The sequence below is a fragment of the Neptuniibacter sp. QD29_5 genome, from assembly GCF_047778125.1.
Lineage (GTDB): Bacteria > Pseudomonadota > Gammaproteobacteria > Pseudomonadales > Balneatricaceae > Neptuniibacter.
Map to the genome: position 1 here is coordinate 3275859 of NZ_CP180556.1, position 25182 is coordinate 3301040.

A 25182-nucleotide genomic window follows, 5' to 3' on the forward strand; every position below is an offset into this window, starting at 1 on the left:
AATAATGATGTACAGAGTGGAGCCTACAATGATGACATCTCTTGTCTTAACCGTCATCGGTCCTGATAAACCAGGTCTGGTCGAAATGCTAGCGCAAACCATTACTGAAAATGGCGGCAACTGGCTAGAATCCGGTATGTCCAGATTAGCTGGAAAGTTTGCCGGCATTCTAATCACCGAAGTTCCTGAAGATAAAGCAGCCTCATTAACTGCAGCGCTAACAGCGCTAGACGCTCAGGGCTTGAAGGTAGCAGTTGAACAGTCTTCAGCACCAGAAGTCACTGGCGCATCTCAGCACTTTAAACTTGAGTTGGTTGGCCATGACAAACCTGGCATCGTGCGTGATATTTCTAGCGCACTAGCTAAACGCCACGTAAACGTTGAACGCCTAAACACAGAACTCGTGTCTGGTTCGATGTCGGCGGAACTGCTGTTTAAAGCAGAAGCTGAGCTACTCGCATCCAGCGACCTAGACTTAGATGAGCTGCAACAGGACCTAGAAAATATTGCCAGCGATCTAATGGTTGATATCAGCTTAGATAAATAAGCCATGCCGCAGACAAACAAAAAACGCGCTTACCTTTCTCAAGGCAGCGCGTTTTTTATTTCTAAGATGAGCTATTAACCGCGCGCATCCAATTTAGCCTGACCACGCTTCACAGCTGCACGCACTTGGTTTGGTGCTGTACCGCCAATGTGATCACGTGCTGCAACAGAGCCCTCAAGCGTTAGCACTTCAAATACATCCTGCTCGATCGTATCGGAGAACTGAACAAGTTCTTCCAGTGTCATTTCGCCCAGGTCCTTATTCTGTTCGATGCCGTAGGCTACAGATTTACCGACAACTTCGTGAGCATCACGGAAAGGCATACCTTTACGCACTAGGTAATCTGCTAAGTCAGTCGCTGTAGAGAAACCACGAAGCGCTGCTTCACGCATACTCTCTTTCTTAGACTCAAGCGCAGGAACCATGTCAGCAAATGCACGAAGGCAACCTTTCACTGTATCGATTGCATCAAACAGCGGCTCTTTATCTTCTTGGTTATCTTTGTTGTATGCCAGTGGCTGAGACTTCATCAAGGTTAGCAAGCTCATCAAGTGACCGTAAACACGACCTGACTTACCACGTACTAGCTCAGGTACATCTGGGTTCTTTTTCTGCGGCATGATTGAAGAACCTGTGCAGAAGCGATCTGGCAGGTTGATGAAATCAAACTGAGCAGATGTCCACAGAACCAGCTCTTCGGACATACGCGTTAGGTGCATCAACAAGATACTAGACGCGGAACAGAACTCGATCGCGAAGTCACGATCAGATACCGCGTCCAAAGAGTTCTCAGCCGGAGCATGAAACTCAAGTAGCTCACAAGTTAGGTCACGCTGAATTGGGTAAGTCGTACCCGCAAGTGCTGCAGCACCTAATGGCATGATGTTGGCGCGCTCACGGCAATCTTCGAAACGGCCGAAGTCACGTGTAAGCATCTCGAACCACGCAAGCAGGTGATGACCAAAGGTCACAGGCTGAGCTGTTTGAAGGTGAGTAAAACCTGGCATGATCGTCTCCGCTTCTCGCTCAGCAATACCTAATAGGCCCTGCTGTAGACGCGTAATTTCAGCCAAGATCAAATCAATCTCATCACGTAGGTACAAACGAATATCGGTCGCAACTTGGTCATTACGAGAGCGACCTGTGTGTAATTTCTTACCCGTGATACCAATTTTCTTAGTCAAAGCAGCTTCGATGTTCATGTGTACATCTTCTAGCTCAATTGACCATTCAAATTCACCGCGCTCGATCTCGACACGAATTTCGCCTAGACCACGGATAATATCGTCACGCTCTTCTTCGGTAAGAACGCCTGCTTTGGTCAGCATCTTCGCATGAGCAATAGAACCGCGAATATCCTGCAGATACATACGCTGATCAAATTCAACGGAAGCCGTAAAACGCGCAACGAAAGCATCCGTTGGCTCATTAAAACGACCGCCCCACTGCTGGTTAGTTTTATCACTCATGGGAAAACCTCAAATTACTCGGAGACTTAATCAGCTATTTTTAGCCGATATCACAAAATTTGCGCGACATTATATCACGCCCTTTCGCTTGAGGTGTCTATATCGCGCCCTGCAATCTGCTACAATCGACAACAAATATTAAATATGCCGTATTTGAGACTACTTTTATGAGCAGAACCATCCGCATTGCTACCCGTAAAAGCCCATTGGCCCTATGGCAGGCAGAATATGTAAAAGCCGAGCTAGAACGCCATCACGCAGACATTAAAGTCGAATTACTCGGCATGGTATCTAAAGGCGATAAGATCCTTGATGCACCGCTAGCCAAAGTGGGTGGTAAAGGCCTGTTTGTAAAAGAGCTAGAAGAAGCAATGCTAGCCGGTGAAGCTGATATCGCGGTTCACTCCATGAAGGATGTTCCAATGGAGTTTCCAGAAGGCTTAGGTTTAGCTGTGATCTGCCCACGCGAGCAGCCAACCGATGCTTTTGTCTCTAATACATACAACAGCATTGATGAACTACCTCAAGGCGCTGTAGTCGGCACCTCTTCTCTACGTCGTGAAGCGCAAATTCGCGAAAAACGCCCTGACCTAGAAATCAAATGGCTTCGCGGTAACGTCAATACACGTCTACGTAAGTTAGATGAAGGCGAATACGATGCAATCATCCTTGCCTCTGCAGGTCTGATTCGTCTAGAGATGCCTGAGCGTATTCGTTCAGATATTTCTGTAGATTTCAGCCTACCGGCAGGTGGCCAAGGCGCCGTAGGCATTGAATGCCGTACAGATGATGCTGAACTGCATGAACTTCTTAAGCCACTGCACGACACCGAAACGGCTTGGCGTGTAACGGCAGAGCGCGCTATGAACAAGCGCCTTGAAGGCGGTTGTCAGGTACCAATCGCCTGCTACGCGACACTGAACGATGACAACTCTGAACTATACCTACGTGGCCTAGTGGCAAAACCAGACGGCACTTTGATTCTACGCGACGAACAACGCGGTGCTCCAGTTGATGCCGAAGCCATTGGTGTGGAACTGGCTGATCGCCTGTTAGCTGCAGGTGCTAAAGAGATTTTGGACGCTGTATATAACAAAGCAGATGCCTAACTCTTTAACCAACCTCAGGGTACTGGTGACACGCCCCGAGCATCAGGCCCAAAAGCTTACCGAACAACTCCGCGCCCTTGGCGCGGAACCAATCCCCTTTCCACTACTCAAAATCCAACCTATCTCTGAAACTGATGAGAATTTTCATCCGCTGAAACAACATATTTTAGATCTCGATCTATTTCAGCATGTCATTTTTATCAGCCCAAATGCGGTAGAGCTTGGTTATGAGTGGATCGACTTATACTGGCCGCAACTGCCACTGGGCGTTCAATGGCTAGCGATCGGAAAGCAGAGTGCGGCACTATTGAACAACTATGGTATAGATGCCTATCACAGCCCTCTAGGGTACGATTCAGAAGCGCTATTAGCATCACCTGCGCTGCAACAAATAACTGGCGACAAGATTTTAATTATGCGAGGCCAGGGTGGACGGGAAAAATTAGCCACTGAACTTCGTGCACGGGGAGCTGAGGTTAGCTATGCTGAACTCTACCGCCGTGAATGTCCTGCATATTCCGACGCTGATATTGCCGATGCCCTTTTTAATCGGCCATTAGATGCCATATTTATCAGCAGCGGCGCAGGACTCGACAATTTACTGGACTTGATACAGCGCCCTGTTGGGAAATTCAGCACTGATTTACTATTACGCTGTCATCTTGTTGTGCCCAGTGAACGTATTAAAAAAGCTGCCCAAGCAGCTGGATTCAACAGAGTAACCACGGCATCGGGGCCAGACGATCAAGCAATGATCGACTCCCTGAAGCAGTCACTGACTTTTGCGGAAATCGACAGATGAGCAACAAAAAGAAACAATCGCAGGAAGACAAGAAAACCACTCAAGATGTACCTGCAACTGAGGTTGTTGAAGAAGTGGTTGAAGAAACTACAGAAGCAGTCGCTGAACAGGAAGAAGCCGCTGCAAAAGAGACTAAAAAAGAAGCAGAAGAAACAACGGCTGAAGCAGACAATGTCGCTGCATCAGAACAATCTGCTACTGCACCAAAAGCAGAGAAAGAGAAGAAGTCTGCAACATGGCCTGGCAAACTAGCACTGCCTATCTCAATTATCGCTCTAGGTGCTGCTGGTTACCTGTACTGGCTATCTCTGCAACAGAGCAATAGCGTTGCTCAGAATAACGCTGCGATTGAAGCTCAGGTTAGCTCCTCTCTAAGCGATGCTCGAGGCTCTGTCGATCAAGCATTAGCTGACATGAACCAAACGTTGGGCCAACTAAAATCTCAAAGCCAAGCTGACAAAAACAACATTGATGAGCTACAAGCACGCCTAACGAAAAGCATCCAACAGGTGACAGCTAATCAGAAAACCAATCGCAAAGATTGGCTGCTGGCTGAAGTTGAATATCTATTACGTCTCGCTAATCAGCGCGTACTAATGGAACAAACGTCTGCAGGCGCACTGAAACTGCTGAAATCTGCAGACAAGATCCTAAAAGAAACTGACGACGTTTCCATTTACGATGTACGTAAGGCTTTAGCTGCTGATATCGCAGCATTAGAAGCAGTACCGGTATTGGATACAGAAGGCGTATTCCTGCAGCTTGGCGCATTGAACAATCAGGTACAAAACCTACGTTTAATCCCAATTTCTAAACAGCACAAGCTACCAGATCTATTGGAAGAAGTTACGCCTGAAGTAGTCGAAGAGTCTTGGACGGCTGGTTTAGAAGAATCATGGAGTAAAGCAACCGACAAACTTAACAAGCTTGTGGTTATCCAGCACCGTGACGAGCCAATTGAACCATTGCTATCACCACAGCAAACTTACTACCTACAGCAAAATCTTCACCTTATGCTAGAACAAGCTCAGCTTGCTCTACTGCAGCGTAAGCAATCATCTTATGATGCCAGCCTAAACAAAGCGCACGATTGGGTTTCTACTTACTTCGAGCAAAGCGACGGTACGACACAAAGCTTGCTGCGCGGTATTTCTGAGCTGAAGAGCGTTAAAGTAACGGCTGAGATGCCAGATATTTCTGGTTCTCTACGCAGCCTGAAGAACTACCTTGCTCATATGACAAAACTTAAGGAACAAGGGGCTTCATAATGAAAAAACTTGTCCTACTTCTGCTGATCATTCTTGCTGGCGGTGCATTCGTCGGTGAGATGATGATCAAAGATTCAGGCTATGTCTTGATCGCTTATAACCAAACAACGATCGAAACCAGCCTATGGGTTCTTCTCATCGTTTTGGCCGTAGGTTTTGTCATTGGTCACTGGCTATTAAACTTAGTCACTCATACTCAGTTGCCAACCACTAAGCTAAAAGCTTGGAAAGATAACAGAAACCAGCTAATCAGCCGCCGTAAGACACTGAAAGGTCTAACTTCTCTATCTGAAGGCAACTGGGCTCAAGCACAAAAACAGCTAGCACAAGCTGCTGAACGCTCTGATCTACCGCTAGTAAACTACCTAGCTGCAGCAAAAGCTGCACATGAGCAAAACAATGAAGCTGCAGCTGACGAACTTCTACAAAAGGCACGCAACACAACGCCTGAAGCTGAAGTGACTGTTGCCATCTCTCAAGCTGAAATTCAACTTTCTCGGGGCCAGCTAGAGCCCTGCCTTGCTACGCTGCTACGTCTACGCACGCTAGCGCCTAAAAACACATATGTGATGAAGCTGCTGAAAGATGTTTACCTTCGCCTGAATGACTGGAAAGCGCTTTCTCAACTGATTCCTGCACTGCGTAAACACCAAGCGCTAAAAACGGAAGAGCTATATGAACTGAGCGCAGAATGTTGCACTCACATCCTTGAAGACAGTGTAAGCAAACTGCCTGTAGAGACTAGCGAAGATGATCGCCTGAAAGCTTTGAGCGATGCTTGGTCTGATCTGCCGACAGAGCAAACAAAGAATGGTGAAATTGTTCAGCGTTACACCGAACTACTGGTATCTCTTGGTGCAGAAGGTCGTGCAGAACAAAATCTTCGCAGCCTGATTAAGAAAAATTGGGACGAGAAGCTTGTTACCTTATACGGCCGCATCAATGGCGAGAATGCTAAGAAGCAGCTTGATAGTGCACGTAGTTGGCAGAAAGCTCACGCTGAAAGTCCTGAACTACTATTAACTCTAGGTCGTCTATCATTACGCAATGAGCACTGGGGCCAGGCAGTTAAATACTTTGAACAAAGTCTTGAGCTAGATGCTAAATCAGAAACATTAGGCGAGCTAACACGTTTACTACGCCACCTAGGCGAAGATAAAAAAGCTCAAGCTTTACTACAACAAAACCTAAACGTCGTAGCATCAGGTTTACCTGAGTTACCAATGCCAGCAGAGCAAAAAGCTAGCGCTTAATACTCTGCTGTGTACCTATAAAAAGGATGCTTTTAAGCATCCTTTTTTAATGTATCCATCAAAACGAATTATTGAACTTTCATTCCAGATCTTGTGTCACTATTGATACTAGAAGCCCCTATTAAGATGAAATATTGGGGCAATCACACCTAAAAAGTGCACATTTTTTAAACCCTTTTATGTGCACAAGGAGCATCATTATGAAGTTCCCTCTTATTTCCGCCATATCCACAACCCTCATACTTTCATTCCCTGCTAGCGCTGAAACTATGCCATTTGGAGATACAGAATCCGTAAACTACGCTAAGGATTTATGGTCTTTTATGGAACGAAAACATTTGGTAGGAGTCGACCCAATCATTACCCGACCTTACCAAGGGGCACCCCCACACGGAATGATTTTAGAATTACTTGAAGTTCCAGTTACTTTTAAAGGCACGAAAGGAGATTTAGTAGTAAAGCGCAACTATGGGGGTGACGGACTTTCCATAGACGATGTAATTAATAATCCACAAAAATATCTCAAGGCCGTCACGATTATGTTTAAACGAGATGAAATGTATGACCCTAACAACCATAACTGGTTCTATGTTAAATATGCCGCTAATGGAAAAATCCTTACTAATCCCAAGGGGGCTAAATTAGCAGGCCGAGTAGCCAAAGGAATGCCTACAGGGTGCATCGCCTGTCATGCTTCAGCCGAAGGCAATGATTTTATTTTCAATCATGATCGCTACAAACCATAATAGCGATTCACTCTCCATCAACCAACGCCGCCATGGCTTGCTCTGCCCAATGCAAACTGTGGCGGTAGGCTACCTCAAAGAATTCTTTACCGAATGCAGATGCCTGTACCTGATCCCAATCTGCGTTTTCAAATGCGATTACTACTTCTAATAATTCACCTAACTCGCCTTCATAATCAGAGATTGCAAACTTAATTTTTTCATCCAAAGGAATTTGCCGAAGAATCTCTTCCATCTCGACATCGATTAAAATGTCTAACTGCGAGATCATTCCCACCATAAAGGCGCTGTCTTGCTGCAAAGCTTCTGACGTTTCGGCCAGCAGCTCACACATACGACCGCGCACTAGTAGATTTCTTGCTAGCTCTTCAGGCTTATCGGGATTGCTCGCCAAGGTGATCAAAGTAGCCCACTTCCGAATTTGATCGTGCCCTAAAATCACCACTGCCTGTTGCATGGAGTCAATAGATCTACTCTGTTGGTAAGCAGCTGAATTAACCACTTTGAGAATCTTAAAGCTTAGCTTAGGATCCATGACTATCAGATCTTCAATCTCTGAAGGTGTAATGTCTGGACGCTGTAACTGCTGCAAGAGCTGCATTAAGGCTGCACTATTTCCCGGAACATCTTTCCCCAGCACCTTAACTGGACGACTAATAAAACCTCCCTGAAAAAGCTTGAATCCAACCTTTTTACAAAACTGCAGGGTTTCAAAGTCATCAACATTTTGCGCTAAAGCAGTTTTCTTTGCCTTATTAAGCGTCGCTACTAACTTTTTGATTTTAGCCCGATGCATCAGGCTAAAATCAATTTTGATGATGTTGACTAGTTTAATCAGGGGAATTAAATGAGGCTGCATTGAAAAACCATCCAATGCTATCCGATATCCTTGTTTAGACAGCATTTTAAGATGAGAGATCACCTCTTCAGTCACGGTGATATCTGGATGGACTTCAATCACGATTTCTTTTCTAGGCAGCGCGAGGGAACTCCCCTCCTGCAGCATCGAACTAGGAAAAGGCAAGAAGACAGGTACTTTATGAATATGCCCATCTTGGAAAAGGCTGGTGAAGGTATGCATAACAAGCATCGACCCTTCCGTTTCAGGGTCAAATAACGAGTCTTCAATGTATTCAGAATATTGATAGCGCAGCTGGTAAGAGATGATCTTGAGGTTTCGATCAAAGATAGGCTGCCGAACCATCAATACTTCAGAGCTTTGCCCTTCCATAGAACTCAAAAGTCCCTGAGGTAGTTATGGATTTTATAAAGCTTATCCCGCTAATGGAGTTATTGCCAGCCCTAAGCATTCAAGCAAAAAAGAGGAGCTATCTGCTCCTCTTCTTTAATCTATTAGACTCGGTAAAACCTATTGATCATCGATACGAGTTACTCATTTCTCGCTTTTCGTTGGCTAACAATCTGCCACAGAAACTCAACTGCAGCTATAACCAATATTGAATAACCCATCAGTTCAGTCCCCTCTTCTACGATATTCTTTACGACCCTAACATAGCCATCACCCATCACCGCTTCCCAGAAGGAACCCCTACCAAACAGACGCGAAAAGACCAATACAACCAAGATACCACTCAGATAGATACCTGCACTGGACAGTTTCGAAAACTCAATTAAGGAAGGTTTAACCGGGTGTTGTTGTCTAATCAAGTATAAAGTCGATGTCGCAATTAAGATGCAAACCAGCGTCTGCCATGCGCCATCAAACATATTCTCATCTAAAAAGGCATCAAACTCACGAATCAGCATCATGCCACTCAGCGTCGCAACAACCACTGCAGCTGGGCGCAACGCGTCACTGTAATAAGCACCGATCAAGAACAACATACAGGTAACGAAAGCAAACGTATCATGCATCAATTCTGTCGCCGAACCTTCATCGTACTTACTCTCTACCAATAGGGCATAACCTTCCATTGCAAAGATATTTGCTACACCTGCCATAAATAGCAGATAAACAAGGGAACGAATCATTAAGGCAGCGAATGATTGCATCTGAATACATCCAAGTAAGTTGATAAAAACAGGTAAAACGTCTAACTAGCGCAATTCTGGCTCGACGCTTATCGAAATCAGTTCAGATAAAGGCTCAAATCCTGGCAATTAGGGTAAGCGCGAACCGTGGATTCTAATAAAAAATGATCAGAAAAGCATTTATAAGAAGGCTTTGTTACATCTACCTAGTGTAAAACACAATTTCATGAGCGGTTAAGCAATAAAAAAGGAGCCATTGGCTCCTTTTTTGATAAAGAGATTTTTAGCTTTTAGGTCTTGGCGCATAAGCAAATACATCAGAGTGCATATTCGCTTCTTCAAAGCCACGTGGTTCACACGCATCTAGCAACGCATACACCATTCCTGGAGAGCCACTTGCGAAGATTTCTACATTTTCGAAATCAGCAAAATCTTCTAGAACAGCATCCGGTAGAAGACCTGTACGACCTGTCCAACCAGGGCTATTTCCAGGTTCGCTTACAATCGGCTCAAAGTGAACATTTGGATGTTCTGCAGCCCATTGCATTGGTAACTTTTCCAAATACATGTCTTCTTCTACACAAGCACCCCAATAGATATAGATTGGGTTACCAAATTGGTTAGCTAATAGATGCTCTACCACGCTCTTCACTTGCGCAAAGCCCGTGCTCGCCGCAGCCAAAATCAAACGCGTATCAGGTTTTAGTTTATGAGCTTGTAGGTAGCAATCACCTTTAGGCAGTTCAATCTCTACCGTTTTTTCGCTTTTTAAATGCCCAATAATCGCATTAGACATTTCACTCTCAGGCATATGACGGATATGTAACTCGATATCACGACCCGTATCTGGCGCAGAAGCAATAGAAAATGAAGCCTGTTTACCGTCTGGCAAAAAGATATCTAAATACTGACCAGCAAAAAATTCGGCAGATAGAGAAGCCGTAGCAGGCATTTGCAGGCGGATGCGGTACACATCATGGTTTAGCTTTTCAAATGCCTTAATGTCACAAAGGAGCTTTTTCACAGATAACTCTCCAGGGCTTTTTAACCCTTCAATCCTGACCCTTACATCACTTAAGGGTTTACATGTACATGCTAGTACACTTGGTGCACTACGAGTAGTTTGAACACTATCAACAGAGAGATGCAGTTCTGGATAGCGTTGTTTAATTTCGCCTTCAAGCAGCATTACTTCGCAAATTTCACAAACACCATTGCGACAGCTGACGCGCATTTTATACCCTGCTCGATGCAAACTTTCCAGCAGGGTTTCATCTGATCCGGAAGGAATTTTATCCCCATTATTTTCGATCAGAATATGCTTAGGCATAGATCACTTTAAAATACCCAATTCATCCCAGATATCATCCACTTTACTCTGAACTTCGGGATCCATAACTATAGGCTCACCCCACTCACGAGTTGTTTCGCCTTCCCATTTATTGGTCGCATCCATACCCATTTTAGAGCCTAGACCAGACACAGGCGAAGCAAAGTCAAGATAATCGATCGGTGTATTATCGATCATCACGGTATCCCGCTGAGGGTCCATCCGCGTAGTGATCGCCCAGATAACATCATTCCAATCGCGGGCATTCACATCATCATCGCAAACGATAACGAATTTGGTATACATAAACTGTCTAAGGAACGACCAAACGCCCAACATCACACGTTTAGCATGACCCGGATACTGCTTCTTAATCGTCACTACCGCCATACGATAAGAGCAGCCTTCAGGCGGCAGATAAAAATCTACGATTTCAGGGAACTGCTTCTGCAGAATAGGTACGAACACCTCGTTCAGCGCCACACCTAAGATCGCTGGCTCATCAGGTGGACGTCCAGTATAGGTGCTGTGATAAATCGGATTACTGCGATGGGTAATTCGCTCGACCGTAAATACAGGGAAGCTATCAACCTCGTTGTAGTAACCTGTATGGTCGCCAAATGGGCCTTCATCCGCCATTTCGTCCGGATCAATATAACCCTCTAAGATGAACTCAGCGCTAGCAGGTACATGCAGATCATTACCAATACACTCAGTAACTTCAGTTTTGCCACCACGCAGCAAGCCCGCAAAAGCATACTCAGACAAGGTATCAGGAACCGGTGTCACTGCACCCAAAATCGTTGCAGGATCAGCGCCTAAAGCAACGGCAACCGGAAATTTTTCACCCGGATATTCCTGTTTCCACTCGCGAAAATCAAGTGCACCACCACGGTGTGCTAACCAACGCATAATCAGTTTATTTTTACCGATTAATTGCTGACGGTAGATACCCAAATTCTGTCGTTCTTTATTAGGACCGCGTGTAATCACCAAAGGCCAAGTAACCAATGGTGCCGCATCCCCCGGCCAGCAAGTTTGGATAGGAAGGGTATTTAGATCAACATCATCCCCTTCAATCACATGTTTCTGGCACGGCGCTGACTTAACCAACTTCGGGCCCATATTGAGCACTTGCTTAAAGATAGGCAGCTTTTCCCAAGCGTCCTTCATACCTTTAGGTGGTTCAGGCTCTTTTAATTGAGATAAGAGTTTACCTACATCTCTGAGCGCTTCGACAGACTCCTCTCCCATACCCATCGCTACACGTTCAGGCGTACCAAACAAGTTAGCTAACACTGGATAAGAGGAGCCTTTAGGGTTTTCAAACAGCAGAGCTGGACCGCCTGCTTTGAGAGTACGATCACTAATCTCGGTCATCTCCAGATTAGGATCAATCTCTTGCTTAATACGCTTTAACTCCCCACGCTCTTCCAGCATGTGGATAAAGTCACGCAGATCTTTATATTTGGGTGTCGCCATAATCAGACCTAGTAGATATAAAAAAGGGCAAGCAGATGCTCACCCTTTAATACGCAAACCGGTTTACTTCCGTTTCATAGAAAGGAAGAATTCGTCGTTTGTTTTAAAGTCTTTCAGTTTGTCGATTACAAACTCTGTCGCTGCAGTATCTTCCATTGGATCTAGAAGCTTACGCAGGATCCACATACGCTGTAGCTCTTCTTCAGATGTAAGAAGATCTTCACGACGCGTACCAGAACGACGGATGTTGATTGCTGGGAATACACGTTTTTCAGCAACTTTACGATCCAAGTGAACTTCAGAGTTACCCGTACCTTTGAATTCCTCAAAGATAACTTCGTCCATCTTAGAACCTGTATCAACCAACGCTGTTGCGATGATTGTTAAGCTACCACCCTCTTCGATGTTACGAGCAGCACCAAAGAAGCGCTTAGGACGCTCTAGAGCATGCGCATCAACACCACCGGTTAGTACTTTACCGGAAGACGGGATAACTGTGTTGTAGGCACGAGCCAAACGCGTAATGGAATCCAGAAGGATAACCACGTCTTTCTTGTGCTCAGTTAGACGCTTAGCTTTCTCGATAACCATCTCAGCCACTTGAACGTGACGTGATGGCGGCTCATCGAAGGTAGATGCAACCACTTCACCGCGAACGGTACGCTGCATCTCTGTTACTTCCTCAGGGCGCTCATCGATTAGCAATACAATCAGGTGAGTTTCTGGGTTGTTACGGGTGATGCTGTTAGCGATGTTCTGTAGCATCAAGGTCTTACCGGCTTTAGGCGGTGATACAACCAAAGCACGCTGACCTTTACCCATTGGACAAACCAGATCGATAACACGTGCAGTCAGATCTTCTGTACTGCCGTTACCAATTTCCATCCGCAAACGATCCTGCGCAAATAGAGGCGTCAGGTTTTCGAAAAGAATCTTATTCTTCGCGTTATCAGGCTTATCGTAGTTAATTTCATTAACTTTCAATAATGCGAAGTAACGCTCACCATCTTTAGGTGGACGAATCTTACCCGCAATCGTGTCACCTGTACGTAGGTTAAAACGACGAATCTGACTTGGAGATACGTAAATATCATCCGGGCCAGCTAGGTATGAGGAGTCAGCGGAACGCAGGAAACCAAAACCATCCTGCAGAATTTCTAGGACACCATTACCGTAGATGTCTTCACCGCCTTTCGCATGACGCTTAAGAATAGCGAAAATAACATCCTGTTTACGGGAACGAGCCAGATTATCCATTCCCATGCCTTTGGCAATTTCAAGTAACTCGGGAACGCTTTTTGTTTTTAGTTCGGTAAGATTCATAGTTTGAAGAAAAGTAGCACGAAGCTAATTTTTAATATGTGGATGGAATTTAAGAAGATAGTCGAACGTTGGTCAAAATGCTCTCGTATAAAATACAAAGAAGGAAAAAGATTTTAGCGGGAGGACCAACCAAGCAACACTATAGAAGGTAGGTAAGGGTCTGTCTATAGTGCAAAGGTAAGAAAGTGTAATGTTTTGAGCCTCATTACACTTTCTAGGCATCAATCTATTAAAGATTAGCTTCAATAAACGCAGAAAGCTGCGATTTAGATAGTGCGCCAACCTTAGTAGCTTCTACATTACCGCCTTTGAAAAGCATCAATGTAGGGATACCGCGAATACCAAATTTTGGTGGAGTTTCGCTGTTTTCATCGATGTTCAGTTTACAAATTTTCAACTGGTCACCGTATTCTTTAGCGATCTCTTCCAGAACAGGAGCGATCATTTTACAAGGACCACACCACTCAGCCCAGTAATCAACTAATACTGCACCTTCAGCTTTGAGAACATCTTCCTCAAAGGAAGCATCTGTAACATTTACAATGTTTTCACTCATGGGAACTTTTCTCCGCTGCGCCCATTATTTTTCAATAAGACCGCCGATGATACCATTCTCACCACCAATTGTGTAACGCCCCCCATAGATATTTCCTAGCATAGAGGTCAATTATTTAGCTATAAGCTTAAACCCCAAACACTATAGAATCCCATTTCACGGGGCTACAAGGCCATATTTTCAGTAGACTATTCTTATAAATTAAAAGCCTTAACACAAAATATGAAAAGCACCTGCAGTACCGTAGGACTTTTGGTAATCTAGCTCAGCCTTACTATCGGGTCATAGGACAACAACGCATGACAGAACCTTCAACTGTTTCAGATAAACAAAATGATCAACGCTTAGCAGCCATTGATTTAGGGTCTAACAGTTTCCACATGGTCGTCGCGCAGCTTGATCAGGGCGAGATACGCCCGATTGATCTTATGTCCGATAAAGTTCAGCTGGCCGCTGGCATCAATGACAAACGCTACCTAACAGATGAAGCAAAACAACGTGGGCTTGAATGCCTCAGCCGTTTTGCCCAACGCGTAAAAGACCTCCCTAGAGATTCCGTTAGAGTCGTTGGTACCAACGCTCTACGTGAAGCCAAAAACAGCCGTGAATTCATCGAAGAAGCTGAAGCTATCCTAGAAACGCCGCTTGAGATCATCGCCGGTCGCGAGGAAGCACGCCTTATCTATTTAGGAGTGTCGCATACTCTTGCAGATGACCAAGGTGCGCGCCTCGTAATTGATATTGGCGGTGGCAGTACCGAATTTATCATTGGTGAGCGCTTTGAACCACGCACGATGGAAAGCCTTCATATGGGCTGCGTCAGCTATACCAAACGCTATTTTAAAGAGGGAGTCATCTCTGCTTCCAACTTTAAACGCGCTCGCACAGCCGCTCGCCAAGAACTGCAATCAATCGTACGTGAATATCGCCATATAGGCTGGAACAGTGCTGTAGGTGCGTCAGGCACGATCAAAGCCGTTCGCAATATTTGTCAGGATTATGGCTATAGCCAAGAGTCCATTACTTGGGAAGGGTTACAGCAACTTAGAGATCTTCTGCTGACCTTCAAACACAGTGACGATATCGACATTAACGGTATCAAGCCTGAACGCAAAACCGTCCTCACTGCTGGTGTTGCCATTTTATGCGGGATATTCGAAGCCCTAAATCTTGAGAAATTGAGCTTATCCGAGGGCGCACTGCGCGAAGGCGTCCTCTATGATATGGCTGGTCGTTTAAAGCATGAAGATGTACGTGATCGCAGTATCACCGCTCTTATGCAGCGCTATCATGTTGACCAAGAACAAGCTGAACGTGTCGAACAAACTGCTCTTCTTGCCTGGGCGCAACTAAAGGAAAGCTGGCAGCTATCGCCGAAAGACTACGATATGCTTTGCTGGGCAGCTCGTACTCACGAGATAGGCCTGACGATCGCGCACAGCCAGTTCCACAAGCATAGTGCCTACCTGCTCAACCATTCAGATTTGCCCGGCTTTACGACACGCGAGCAGCAACAACTCGCGACTCTCGTTCGTGGTCATCGACGCAAATTTCCTAAAGACGAATTCAAAGCACTACCTAAGCGCTTGCAAGAACCCTATCGTCGACTCTGCGTATTACTAAGACTAGCAGTCGTACTCCATCGCAGCCGCTCTTCAAATCGCCTACCTGCAATCACTTTTAGCGTTGATGGCAAAACACTGCTTATGAACTTCCCTGAGGAGTGGCTATCTCATCATCCATTGACCGAAGCAGGGCTTGAGCAAGAAGCGAGCTACCTAGAAAGCGCTGATATGAAACTCAAATTCAGCTAACTATCTAACTCTCAAACTTGCACCGCTAAAGCTCATTAGTAGGTTTTGAGGTTAAACGATTAACCATTTGATTAATCGCCTTCATCTGCGGCGCACTTCTTTTATAGTAATGATATGGCGGTAAGCTATTACTGCTATACCCCCAAAAATCCCAACAACCACGTGGGTTTAAAGGCATGATTGAGGATGGTTTCACTTGTGGGTAAAGGACGATCAACTGATTAGCATCTGCCGTTTCGTTATAACCCGTGCCCGATACGAATCGATTTCCCAAAAATTCGTGACCTTGACGGCAACCATGAAGAGCCACGTGCACCCTGCAAGATTCACTACGGCAACTCTCAGGAATATAGGCATAACCTATGTCATCTAGACTACTGTATTCGCCTGAAATGAATGGCGTTTGATCAAACTTAATCAGCTCACCTGACAGCTCTTTAACATCTACCTCTAACTCCCCATAGATATGCTCTAACAAGCGCCGCGCTTGAGAGAAACCACAATTGTTAATCCATGGTTTCTCTGTCAGGCCACATTGGTTATTTTCCAGATCATCGGTAATAAATCCGTGACCTGCGGCAACACTGTTGTCATATCGAATAGCACTTCCATCAAGTTCTAAGTACTCATAGAAAGACACGGTCTGATCGACCACGACCTGCTTCACCGTTCTATCTTTAAGACCTGAGAAAATATAAACTTTGTCGTCAAAAAGATTCTCTAACCTAGCTATACTGCCACGCTCCGCTTCAGTCTTAGCGAGTTCAGACAAATAACGGCTATTGGGATATAGAGATTTAGGACAACCAAACCAGCTGTATTTACAGGGATCCATACAGGTTGTGGTGGCGTTCACTAGCTTAGGCGTCAAATCATTACCGGGAATACTCGCTACACAATTCCACGGCCCTCCGGCAATTATCCCAGCGCCCACTAGATTCTCAGAATAAGCAATATGATACTGGGCTGCCATAAAGCCACCTGAGGACAAGCCTGATATAGATGTTTGATCAGATAGAGCATTTAACGCAGGAAGCACAAATGTCGCCCGGCTATCTTCGCCATCAATAGCTTGAGCAAGGCTGGATAGCATCCAACAGCTAAAAATCAGTAATAAATGAAACACTTTCTCTCCCAAGCGCAAAACAACATTAGTAAGTAGCTTCTGTTATTCAGTAAATTGCCCCTTTACTCTCTGACTTGTAGCCCAAAACTTTATCGTAGTAGCGCTATCATGCGTTGAACTCATTACCTAGAGAACATTAAGTACAGCACTTCCTAGCGATTAGGCCGAGGAGCACCTTCCTCTAATCCAAGCGCTTCATCCATATCATTCCCTGATTCCCTGTTCATACTGATAATACAAATATACTTTTAACAAAAAAAGGCAAAAAAAAACCTCGTATAAATACGAGGCTTTTTCAAATACTAGGCTACCCGCTTACAGTTTAGGGCCCGCTGCAATGATCTCTTCAGATACGCCGTCGAACTTCTTGAAGTTCTCTACGAACTGACCGATCAAGTCGTTTGCAGTTGCATCGTAACCAGACTTGTCAGCCCAAGTGTTACGTGGGTTAAGCAGTGTAGAGTCTACACCTTCAACCGAAACTGGTACTTCTAGGTTTAGACCTTCTAGCTTCTCAGTCTCAACACCGTTTAGGGAACCATTCTGAATTGCAGAGATGATGCCACGAGTAGTTGGGATGCTGAAACGCTCGCCAGTACCGTAAGAACCGCCAGTCCAACCAGTGTTTACTAGGTAAACCTTAGAACCGAACTCTTCGATACGCTTCATTAGTAGCTCAGCGTAAACATGCGCTGGACGTGGGAAGAAAGGAGCACCGAAACAAGTAGAGAAAGTAGACTTGATGCCACCACCTGAACCCATTTCTGTAGAACCTACAAGCGCAGTGTAACCAGACAGGAAGTGGTACGCAGCCGCTTCTTTAGTCAGGATAGATACTGGTGGCAATACGCCAGTCAGGTCACATGTTAGGAATACGATAGAATCTGGCTCTTCACCCATGTTAGATACAGTACGTTTTTCAACGTGCTGTAGTGGGTATGCGCAACGACCGTTCTCAGTTAGAGATGTGTCATCGTAATCAGCTGTACGTGCATCGTTTAGAGCAACGTTCTCTACGATCGCACCAAAGCGGATAGCGTCCCAGATAATTGGTTCGTTCTTCTGGCTTAGGTTGATAGTTTTAGCGTAGCAACCACCTTCCAGGTTAAATACAACGCCTTTGCCCCAACCGTGCTCATCATCACCGATAAGGTAACGAGAAGGATCAGCAGACAGAGTTGTTTTACCTGTGCCAGATAGACCGAAGAATAGGGTTGTGCTGTTGTCATCACCAACATTTGCAGAACAGTGCATTGGCAATACGTCTTTCTCTGGTAACAGGAAGTTCTGTACAGAGAACATCGCTTTCTTCATTTCACCAGCGTAGCGCATGCCTGCTAGCAAAACTTTACGCTTAGCGAAGTTGATGATTACGCAACCATCGCTGTTTGTGCCGTCACGCTCTGGATCACATTCGAAACCAGCAACGTTTAGGATCTGCCACTCTTCTTTCGACTTCGGGTTGTATTCCGCAGGACGAATGAAAAGGTTCTGACCAAACAGGTTCTGCCATGCAGTCTGAGTAGTCATATTTACAGCAAGATAATGGTTTGGATCAGAACCAACGTGTACGTTTGACACGAAGTGTTCTTTATCTGCGATGAACTCTTCTACGCGAGTCCATAACGCATCAAATTTGTCTGAATCGAATGGGCGGTTGATATTACCCCAATCGATAGAATCAGCAGTACTTGGCTCTTCAACGATGAAACGGTCCATCGGAGAACGACCGGTACGTTTACCTGTTGTCACTACCAATGCGCCAGTGTCAGCAAGTGTTCCTTCACCGTTGGCAATGGCTTTCTCAACCAGCTTAGCTGGGCTTAAGTTGTGGTGTGCAATGTTAACAGAATCTTTGGTCATTACTGGGTTCCCTTGGCATAGGCGCCAATAACGTTACCTAATAAGGCGTAAGGCTATGGTGTATCGTAATTATAAGGAGGCGTATTATGCACAAAAATCGCACGCTGTGCCATTGTTGAAATCAATTCGCATTTGACCTGCCGCAAAAACAGGCTTATTTGATTGATTTTACTGCAAATTCACCACCAGAATATCTAATATAAGTTCGCTTAATGTACTTGTGAGCCGCCTGAAGCGCCGTTTTCAGCAAACAGGGCTTCGATATCTGCAGCGTCAAAATCGTACTGGGCGTTACAGAACTGACAATTTACAGCCACTTTGCCCTGCTCTTCTAGTACTTCTAAAAGCTCTGCTTTTTCGACAAGTTTCAAAGACGCTTCGCTGCGTTGACGAGAACAGGTACATTTAAATCGAACTTCATCCGGTTCGTATAGACGGCATTGTTCTTCGTGGAAAAGTCGGTACAACAATGTTTCGTTATCTAACTCTAATAACTCTTCACTTTTAAGCGTGGACGCTAAGTGACTGACGCGATCCCAGTCCTCTTCGCCTGTACCTTGCGCTGGCAATACCTGCAGCATCATACCTGCTGCTTTTTCACCATCAGAAGCTAGCTGGATCTGGGTTGGCAGTTGCTCGGAACTTAGGAAGTAGTTCTCTAAACATTTGCCAAGGTTTTCTCCGTCTAGAGGTACAATACCTTGATAAGGCTGTCCTTGCTCCGGTTCGATAGTCAGGACAACCTGACCTTGCGGTAATAGATCCACAAAGTTAGCTTGTTCATCTAGCTCACCTTCGTAACGAGCAATCGCACGTAGATCGCGGTCATGGTTACATTCCGCCATTAACACACGAACATTTCCTCGACCTTGAGCTTGAAGAATAAGACGACCTTTAAATTTTAGGTTCGAGCTAAGCAAGCTTACCGCTGCTAACATCTCACCTAACACCTGCTGGATCACAGCGGGATAGTCATGGTTTTCAAAACAATCGGCACAGGTTTGCTGTACGCCGGAAACAACGCCGCGAATATCCAATTCATCGAACAGGATACGCTGAATCTGATCAGGATTACTCATGAGAGGATTCTATCGAATTATAAGTGGAAAATAAGAGGGTCCAGACAGGTACCCAAGTCAATACAGGTATTTTATCATATCTGTCTAACAATTCGGGACAGTATTTGCAGTATGAACGATATCACCGTTTTCAGGCAGACTTGGAATTTAAAAGCGCTTTTCCTTGGGCATCTATTTGCGTTTACTTGGTTTGGCTTCTTCGTGACAGAAACAGGCTTTGCTTTCTGGCGCAGCATCGACCAAAACCTATTTTTAATCCTTAATGGCACCTTGTCTGAAGATAATGGCTGGACTCGTTTTTGGGCCTGGGCGAATGTCCGCATTATGGATCTCATCCCTCTGACGATCATGTTGGTGAGTCTGACCTTCCCTGGGTTCGGTATAAAACGTGACCGCCTGCAGCAAGCGATCATTGGGTTTGTTCTACTACTCGTTTTGATGTTCTTTGTCAGAGAAGGAGTGGCTAACTTCACCAAAGCTGCGGAGCTCAGTGGTAAGAGTCCAACCTTATTACTGGAGCCAGCATATCGGTTTAGTCAGATTGTTCCCGACATTCCAGCCAAAGACAGTGCAACATCTACTTTCCCTGGGGATCATGCAACAGTCGTTCTAACTTGGGCAGGCTTTATGATGCTTAATGCGCGTAGTTGGCTATCTTTATCAGCTCTATTTCTAGCTACTCTATTCATGCTTCCACGCGTTGTGGGTGGAGCCCACTGGGCGAGTGACAATTTAGTCGGTGGGGCTTTCTCAGCAATGGTTACCCTGAGCTGGGCTTTCTGTACGCCAATTATGCACATAGCCACCAACAAGGCTCACAAGCTCCTGCAACCCTTAATACGATTATTCGCAAAGATCCCTTTGCTAAATCAACTTCCGATCCTCAAATCGTAAATGTGTTGACCCAACCGCATTGTTCAGCATGCACATGAGCAATGCGGTTAGTAGTTAACCTTTATCAAAAATCCCGCGTTCACCATCTTTAAATGATCTTATCTGACGGCGTTCTTTCTTATTCGGTCGATTGCGCGGATTCAAACTACTGCCCATCGCCTTGCGCTGAGCTGCATGCTCTTCACGTTTTTTAATACTGGCTTCAGTTTCTTTGTAGAGTTTTTGCGCTTCAGGCGCACCGCGACGCTTATCCGAGAGCTCAACCACTACGATCTCTTTCTCATCGAAACCCTGACGAATTTCTAGGACAGCGCCGATCTCAACGTGTCGACTGCATTTGGTACGGTGACCGTTATAGTGCACCTTGCCGCCATCGATCATCTGTTTTGCAACAGCTCGAGTTTTATAAAAACGAGCGGCCCAAAGCCATTTATCAAGACGAACTTTTACTTCTATATCTGTCATTTCTTGGGGGTAATCTCATCAAAATGCTCTATAGCACTATAGTCATCTATTTCTCTTTTAGGTTGCTGGCTGTCAGGTTGGTAGATCGACAATAAATACTTAATACCATATTTCCGAGCACTGTTAAGTACAGCAAAGCTATCATCCACCAGCAAGGTACGGGACTTATCAAAAGGTTCTACTTGCTGCAATCGGTCCCAAAAAGTGAGATCTTCTTTGGGTAACCCAAAATCATGAGAGCAGATAACACCATCCACAAGATCGTTGATAGCGGTTTTTTCGATTTTAAGAGACAGGCTTCCCCAATGCGCATTCGTCACAATAACCGTGCGAATCCCCTGCGCTTTTAAGGTAGCAAGAAAGTCCTGCACATGAGGTCGAAAAGCAATTTTGTCGGCAATCTCATATTTGAGCTCGGTAATGGGTACATTCAGCTCTCGCGTCCAATAATCCAAACAATACCAATTAAGAGTTCCTTGCTGCTCTATGATACGCTCATGCAACCAGCTGCGTGCTTCATCTTGATCCATTTTGTGGATCTGCGCATATCGCAGGGGTAGATGTTCTAGCCAAAAATAGGTATCAAAGTGTAGATCAAGAAGGGTGCCGTCCATATCCAGAAAGACGGTATCTATATTCTGCCAATCAAACATTTTTCAGGCCAAGTAAAGAGGAAACCTCAGTATGCCGGTTAAACCCGAGATTTTGAAGGTTACAACTGCCGCACAAACACGCTTATTTAAAGTCGAGCAGGTTGAACTTCGCTTTTCTAATGGTGCCGAACGCACTTATGAGCGCTTAGCCAATCGAGGTAACGGTGCAGTCATGATCATTCCTGTGACCGAAGACAATGAAGTACTGCTGATCAAAGAGTACGCTGCAGGTATTGAGGATTACACACTGACGCTACCTAAAGGCCTGATTGATCCCGGTGAAGACGCTCATATCGCTGCAGACCGAGAGCTTAAAGAGGAAGCAGGATTTGGTAGCAACCAGTTAGATACGCTAAAAGTAATGACATCAGCACCCAACTATATGGGGCATAGAATTACAGCGGTCGTCGCCAGAGACCTCTATCCTTGTCGTTTACAAGGCGATGAGCCAGAGGAGATGGAAGTCGTCAGTTGGCCGCTAGCCGAAATAGAGCAACTGGTAGCCAGCGAGGACTTTACCGAAGGTAGAGCCATTGCCGCGCTCTATATGGCCAGAGATTTCCTCAATCGTAAGTAGAACCATCATTCATACAGCCAACACCCAATAACAAAAAGGCCGTAAGATAATGAACCAACACGACTTAGCTTCAGCATTACTCTGTATTTGTCAGCAAGCCAGCGCTGAGATCTTAAAAGTTTATCAGCGCGATGATTTTTCGATTGCGGCTAAAGAAGACCACTCACCAGTTACGGCAGCTGATCTCGCTGCACATCAGGTGATTCGGGCAGGTCTCAGCGATCTAACTCCCGAGATTCCGCAACTGAGCGAAGAAGACACTGAATTAACCTATCAACAGCGCAAAGTTTGGCAGCAATTTTGGTGTATCGATCCGTTGGACGGAACCAAAGAGTTTATTAACCGCAACGATGAATTCACCATCAATATTGCTCTGATCGAAAACAACCGCCCTATCTTCGGCATTATCTATGTCCCCGTTAGCGGTGTCGCCTATTGGGGAGGCAACGAGATTGGCGCATGGAAACAGGAAGATGGGCAAGCTCCAGCGCAAATCAGAAGCAGACCTCTGGGCAAAGACCTAATCGTCGCATCCAGCCGTAGGCATGGCCAAGAAGCCAACGAAAACCTGATGTTGCCGATAGCCAAACAGTTTTCACAGATTAGCCATCGAGGGATGGGGAGCTCCCTAAAGATGTGTCTAATCGCTGAAGGTATAGCCGATTTTTACCCACGCCTTTATCCCACCAGTGAATGGGATACGGCAGCAGCCCAAGCTATTCTAGAAGCAGCCGGTGGGCGCTTAGTCAACGCCGAAACGCTCGAGGGCCTCACCTATAACTTACGCGAGTCTTTAGAGAATCCGTATTTCTTTGCCTGCGGTGATCCGCAATTCCCGTTAGAAGTGTTAAGAAACCATCTAGCGAGTAGCTCTCAAAACGGATAGAGGTCAAAAGTAGCTGGGATAGAGTTTAACTATCCCAGCTAGTTGAGTAGATAGGACTTATTTTTCAGCCGCACAAGACTGATTAGCGCGCGCCAGAACTTCTTCCACTTTAAATTTAAAGTCAGGGTTGCTCAGTTGGTTAGCACGGATCAGTTTTACTTCATTATCGCTAAAGTGCTTATGTACATATTTAGAGAAGCAGTCACAACGCTCCTCTGTAGCACCCGCTAACTTCATGCAGTCCTCTTTAAACGGCACAAACGTATCAGACGCTAAAAACTGAGTTTTAACGACCAGAATTGCCAGAGATACCACAGAGATCCAAATTAAAACTTTATACATCTTCTAACAGTCACTTTTTTATAGTTATAAAAATACAGGCCTGTCATTCTAGGGTTAAAACATGACAGTTTCAGCAAACTTTAGTCGCAGCCCTTTAAAAAATGAATTATGAACCAATATAGGTAGGTAGTTCGTAACAAAAGAACATCAAATAAGCACACTTTTTGTACCATGAAATAATCACTCTTGGGTGCTATTATTTCCGTGCTTTGGATAATTAATAATTACCTGCCAATCGTGTGAGCATACGGATACGCAGGTAATCTCTGACAATAAGTCTTTACGACACACGAATAAGGTGACACTTATGAGCTTTGAACTTCCGCCGCTACCTTATGCAAAGGACGCTCTGGAACCACACATCTCTGCTGAAACGCTAGACTTCCACCACGGCAAACACCACAACACATACGTTGTTAAGCTAAATGGCCTAGTTCCTGGTACCGAGTACGAAGGTAAAACTCTAGAAGAGATCATCACTTCTGCTCCTGCTGGCGGCGTATTCAACAACGCTGCTCAGATCTGGAACCACACGTTCTACTGGAACTGCCTATCTCCAAACGGTGGTGGTGAGCCAACTGGCGCGATTGCTGATGCAATCAACGCTAAATGGGGTTCTTTCGCAGCATTCCAAGAAGCTCTAAACGACAAAGCAGTTAACAACTTCGGTTCTAGCTGGACTTGGTTGGTTAAAAACGCTGACGGTTCTATCGATATCGTTAACACTAGCAACGCTGGCTGCCCTCTTACTGAAGGCCAGACTCCTCTGCTAACTGTTGACCTATGGGAACACGCTTACTACATCGATTACCGTAACGTTCGTCCTGATTACCTAAAAGGTTTCTGGGCGCTAGTTAACTGGGAATTCGTAAACGCTAACTTTGCATAAGTTATCGTAATTTTCTGAAAAGGCTGATACGGAAACGTATCGGCCTTTTTTGTGCCTAGAGTTTATTGTGAGAGGCTAAAACAAGCGTTACGGAAGATAGCTACGCTCAGATTACTACAATAAAGGCTCTAAATAAGGCCACATTGTATCTAACAGATAAGGCTGACCTGCTGCACTAGGATGAATCCCATCATCCTGCATACGCTCAGGAAACAGGGCAACTTGTTCCATAAAGAAAGGCACTAAAGCCACTTCTTTGTTATCAGCCACTGTCGGATAGATTTCGCTAAAACGCTGGGTGTAGGCTTTACCGTAGTTGGGAGGGAGCTGCATACCAAGCAACAAAACCTTAGCTCCATTACCTTCAGCCATATCGATCAAACGCCCTAAATTTCTTTGGATCGCAACCGGCGGCGTGCCACGCAAACCGTCATTCCCGCCTAATTCTATAACCACAATCTCTGGTTCAGTCTGTTTCAGCAGCAAATTCAATCGAGCAATGCCATTTTGCGTTGTATCACCACTAACGCTGGCATTAATCACTTCAAGCGCATAGCCTTGTTGGTCTAAACGCTGCTGTAACAAGTGCACCCAACCTTGTTCAAGATCCATCTGATAGGCAGCAGATAGGCTATCCCCTAAAACAATTAGGGAACGCGCTTGAACCGGAACGGTCAGAAATACGAATAATAGAAAGGCAATCGTTTTACGCACGGA

Annotated in this window: 25 protein-coding genes; 11 read left to right on the plus strand and 14 right to left on the minus strand. The window is 45.2% G+C overall.

Annotation, left to right across the window (positions count from 1 at the left end):
- Positions 1 to 28 precede the first annotated feature (28 nt).
- Positions 29 to 547 (plus strand): glycine cleavage system protein R, encoded by a 519-nt coding sequence (locus ACMXYR_RS15730; RefSeq protein ID WP_415902286.1) that lies wholly within the window; start codon positions 29 to 31, stop codon positions 545 to 547.
- A 74-nt stretch (positions 548 to 621) separates the two neighbouring features.
- On the opposite strand, the gene argH is transcribed toward ACMXYR_RS15730, so the two are convergent.
- A complete protein-coding gene (argH, locus tag ACMXYR_RS15735; RefSeq protein WP_415902287.1) occupies positions 622 to 2016 on the minus strand; it encodes an argininosuccinate lyase in 1395 nt (464 codons plus the stop codon).
- A 167-nt stretch (positions 2017 to 2183) separates the two neighbouring features.
- Here argH and hemC point away from each other — a divergent pair, with 167 nt between their 5' ends.
- The 5 genes from hemC (at position 2184) to ACMXYR_RS15760 (ending at position 7194) form a co-directional block, all read left to right on the plus strand.
- Positions 2184 to 3125, plus strand: coding sequence for a hydroxymethylbilane synthase (gene hemC, locus ACMXYR_RS15740; protein ID WP_415902288.1), 942 nt, complete (start codon positions 2184 to 2186; stop codon positions 3123 to 3125).
- 25 nt (positions 3126 to 3150) lie between these two features.
- Positions 3151 to 3927 (plus strand): uroporphyrinogen-III synthase, encoded by a 777-nt coding sequence (locus tag ACMXYR_RS15745; RefSeq protein ID WP_415902289.1) that lies wholly within the window; start codon positions 3151 to 3153, stop codon positions 3925 to 3927.
- Entirely contained in the window at positions 3924 to 5195 is a 1272-nt protein-coding gene (locus ACMXYR_RS15750) for a uroporphyrinogen-III C-methyltransferase (RefSeq protein WP_415902290.1), read from the plus strand. Before ACMXYR_RS15745 ends, ACMXYR_RS15750 begins: the two co-directional genes overlap by 4 nt.
- Entirely contained in the window at positions 5195 to 6448 is a 1254-nt protein-coding gene (locus ACMXYR_RS15755) for a heme biosynthesis HemY N-terminal domain-containing protein (RefSeq protein WP_415902291.1), read from the plus strand. The genes ACMXYR_RS15750 and ACMXYR_RS15755 overlap by 1 nt, the downstream gene beginning before the upstream one ends.
- 200 nt (positions 6449 to 6648) lie before the next feature.
- Positions 6649 to 7194 (plus strand): cytochrome P460 family protein, encoded by a 546-nt coding sequence (locus ACMXYR_RS15760; RefSeq protein WP_415902292.1) that lies wholly within the window; start codon positions 6649 to 6651, stop codon positions 7192 to 7194.
- Positions 7195 to 7201: 7 nt separating this feature from the next.
- On the opposite strand, the gene ACMXYR_RS15765 is transcribed toward ACMXYR_RS15760, so the two are convergent.
- From ACMXYR_RS15765 to trxA, 6 genes are all read right to left on the minus strand, one after another.
- A complete protein-coding gene (locus ACMXYR_RS15765; RefSeq protein WP_415902293.1) occupies positions 7202 to 8425 on the minus strand; it encodes an EAL and HDOD domain-containing protein in 1224 nt (407 codons plus the stop codon).
- A gap of 158 nt (positions 8426 to 8583) precedes the next feature.
- Positions 8584 to 9207 carry a hypothetical protein gene (locus tag ACMXYR_RS15770; protein ID WP_415902294.1) on the minus strand — a complete coding sequence of 208 codons (624 nt, stop codon included), beginning with the start codon at positions 9205 to 9207 and terminating at the stop codon, positions 8584 to 8586.
- A gap of 262 nt (positions 9208 to 9469) precedes the next feature.
- A complete protein-coding gene (locus tag ACMXYR_RS15775; protein ID WP_415902295.1) occupies positions 9470 to 10516 on the minus strand; it encodes a 2Fe-2S iron-sulfur cluster-binding protein in 1047 nt (348 codons plus the stop codon).
- Positions 10517 to 10519: 3 nt separating this feature from the next.
- Positions 10520 to 11998 (minus strand): 4-hydroxy-3-polyprenylbenzoate decarboxylase, encoded by a 1479-nt coding sequence (gene ubiD / locus ACMXYR_RS15780; protein ID WP_415902296.1) that lies wholly within the window; start codon positions 11996 to 11998, stop codon positions 10520 to 10522.
- Between the two features lie 63 nt (positions 11999 to 12061).
- Positions 12062 to 13321, minus strand: a complete 1260-nt coding sequence (gene rho / locus ACMXYR_RS15785) for a transcription termination factor Rho (protein ID WP_007021413.1) — start codon at positions 13319 to 13321, stop codon at positions 12062 to 12064.
- Positions 13322 to 13550: 229 nt separating this feature from the next.
- Positions 13551 to 13877, minus strand: a complete 327-nt coding sequence (gene trxA, locus ACMXYR_RS15790; protein ID WP_415882785.1) for a thioredoxin TrxA — start codon at positions 13875 to 13877, stop codon at positions 13551 to 13553.
- A 299-nt stretch (positions 13878 to 14176) separates the two neighbouring features.
- On the opposite strand from trxA, the gene ppx reads away from it, so the two are divergent.
- On the plus strand, positions 14177 to 15691 hold the full coding sequence (gene ppx / locus ACMXYR_RS15795) for an exopolyphosphatase (RefSeq protein ID WP_415902297.1): 1515 nt from the start codon (positions 14177 to 14179) through the stop codon (positions 15689 to 15691).
- 25 nt (positions 15692 to 15716) lie between these two features.
- On the opposite strand, the gene ACMXYR_RS15800 is transcribed toward ppx, so the two are convergent.
- The 3 genes from ACMXYR_RS15800 to hslO all read right to left on the minus strand — a co-directional run bounded on the left by ACMXYR_RS15800 (position 15717) and on the right by hslO (position 19759).
- Entirely contained in the window at positions 15717 to 16817 is a 1101-nt protein-coding gene (locus ACMXYR_RS15800) for a poly(3-hydroxybutyrate) depolymerase (RefSeq protein ID WP_415902298.1), read from the minus strand.
- Positions 16818 to 17132: 315 nt separating this feature from the next.
- Positions 17133 to 18680 carry a phosphoenolpyruvate carboxykinase gene (locus ACMXYR_RS15805; RefSeq protein ID WP_415882789.1) on the minus strand — a complete coding sequence of 516 codons (1548 nt, stop codon included), beginning with the start codon at positions 18678 to 18680 and terminating at the stop codon, positions 17133 to 17135.
- 209 nt (positions 18681 to 18889) lie between these two features.
- The gene (gene hslO, locus ACMXYR_RS15810; RefSeq protein ID WP_415889577.1) at positions 18890 to 19759 is read right to left on the minus strand and encodes an Hsp33 family molecular chaperone HslO; all 870 of its coding nucleotides are present in this window, start codon (positions 19757 to 19759) and stop codon (positions 18890 to 18892) included.
- A 111-nt stretch (positions 19760 to 19870) separates the two neighbouring features.
- Between hslO and ACMXYR_RS15815 the strand changes: the two genes are divergently transcribed.
- Positions 19871 to 20653 carry a phosphatase PAP2 family protein gene (locus tag ACMXYR_RS15815; protein ID WP_415902299.1) on the plus strand — a complete coding sequence of 261 codons (783 nt, stop codon included), beginning with the start codon at positions 19871 to 19873 and terminating at the stop codon, positions 20651 to 20653.
- 54 nt (positions 20654 to 20707) lie between these two features.
- Here ACMXYR_RS15815 and hslR read toward each other — a convergent pair whose 3' ends face one another.
- Together hslR and yrfG are read right to left on the minus strand one after the other, a co-directional pair.
- On the minus strand, positions 20708 to 21118 hold the full coding sequence (gene hslR, locus ACMXYR_RS15820; protein WP_415902300.1) for a ribosome-associated heat shock protein Hsp15: 411 nt from the start codon (positions 21116 to 21118) through the stop codon (positions 20708 to 20710).
- A complete protein-coding gene (yrfG, locus tag ACMXYR_RS15825) occupies positions 21115 to 21771 on the minus strand; it encodes a GMP/IMP nucleotidase (RefSeq protein ID WP_415902301.1) in 657 nt (218 codons plus the stop codon). Before yrfG ends, hslR begins: the two co-directional genes overlap by 4 nt.
- A 31-nt stretch (positions 21772 to 21802) precedes the next feature.
- Here yrfG and nudE point away from each other — a divergent pair, with 31 nt between their 5' ends.
- Complete coding sequence (gene nudE / locus ACMXYR_RS15830) at positions 21803 to 22348, plus strand: ADP compounds hydrolase NudE (RefSeq protein ID WP_415902302.1); 546 nt, start codon at positions 21803 to 21805, stop codon at positions 22346 to 22348.
- Between the two features lie 49 nt (positions 22349 to 22397).
- Positions 22398 to 23234 (plus strand): 3'(2'),5'-bisphosphate nucleotidase CysQ, encoded by an 837-nt coding sequence (gene cysQ / locus ACMXYR_RS15835; protein ID WP_415897144.1) that lies wholly within the window; start codon positions 22398 to 22400, stop codon positions 23232 to 23234.
- A gap of 57 nt (positions 23235 to 23291) precedes the next feature.
- On the opposite strand, the gene ACMXYR_RS15840 is transcribed toward cysQ, so the two are convergent.
- The gene (locus tag ACMXYR_RS15840) at positions 23292 to 23576 is read right to left on the minus strand and encodes a hypothetical protein (protein WP_415886206.1); all 285 of its coding nucleotides are present in this window, start codon (positions 23574 to 23576) and stop codon (positions 23292 to 23294) included.
- Between the two features lie 307 nt (positions 23577 to 23883).
- On the opposite strand from ACMXYR_RS15840, the gene ACMXYR_RS15845 reads away from it, so the two are divergent.
- Positions 23884 to 24465 carry a superoxide dismutase gene (locus tag ACMXYR_RS15845; RefSeq protein ID WP_415882797.1) on the plus strand — a complete coding sequence of 194 codons (582 nt, stop codon included), beginning with the start codon at positions 23884 to 23886 and terminating at the stop codon, positions 24463 to 24465.
- A 114-nt stretch (positions 24466 to 24579) separates the two neighbouring features.
- On the opposite strand, the gene ACMXYR_RS15850 is transcribed toward ACMXYR_RS15845, so the two are convergent.
- Positions 24580 to 25179: an arylesterase gene (locus ACMXYR_RS15850; RefSeq protein WP_415902303.1), complete on the minus strand. Its 600-nt coding sequence runs from the start codon at positions 25177 to 25179 to the stop codon at positions 24580 to 24582.
- Positions 25180 to 25182 lie beyond the last annotated feature (3 nt).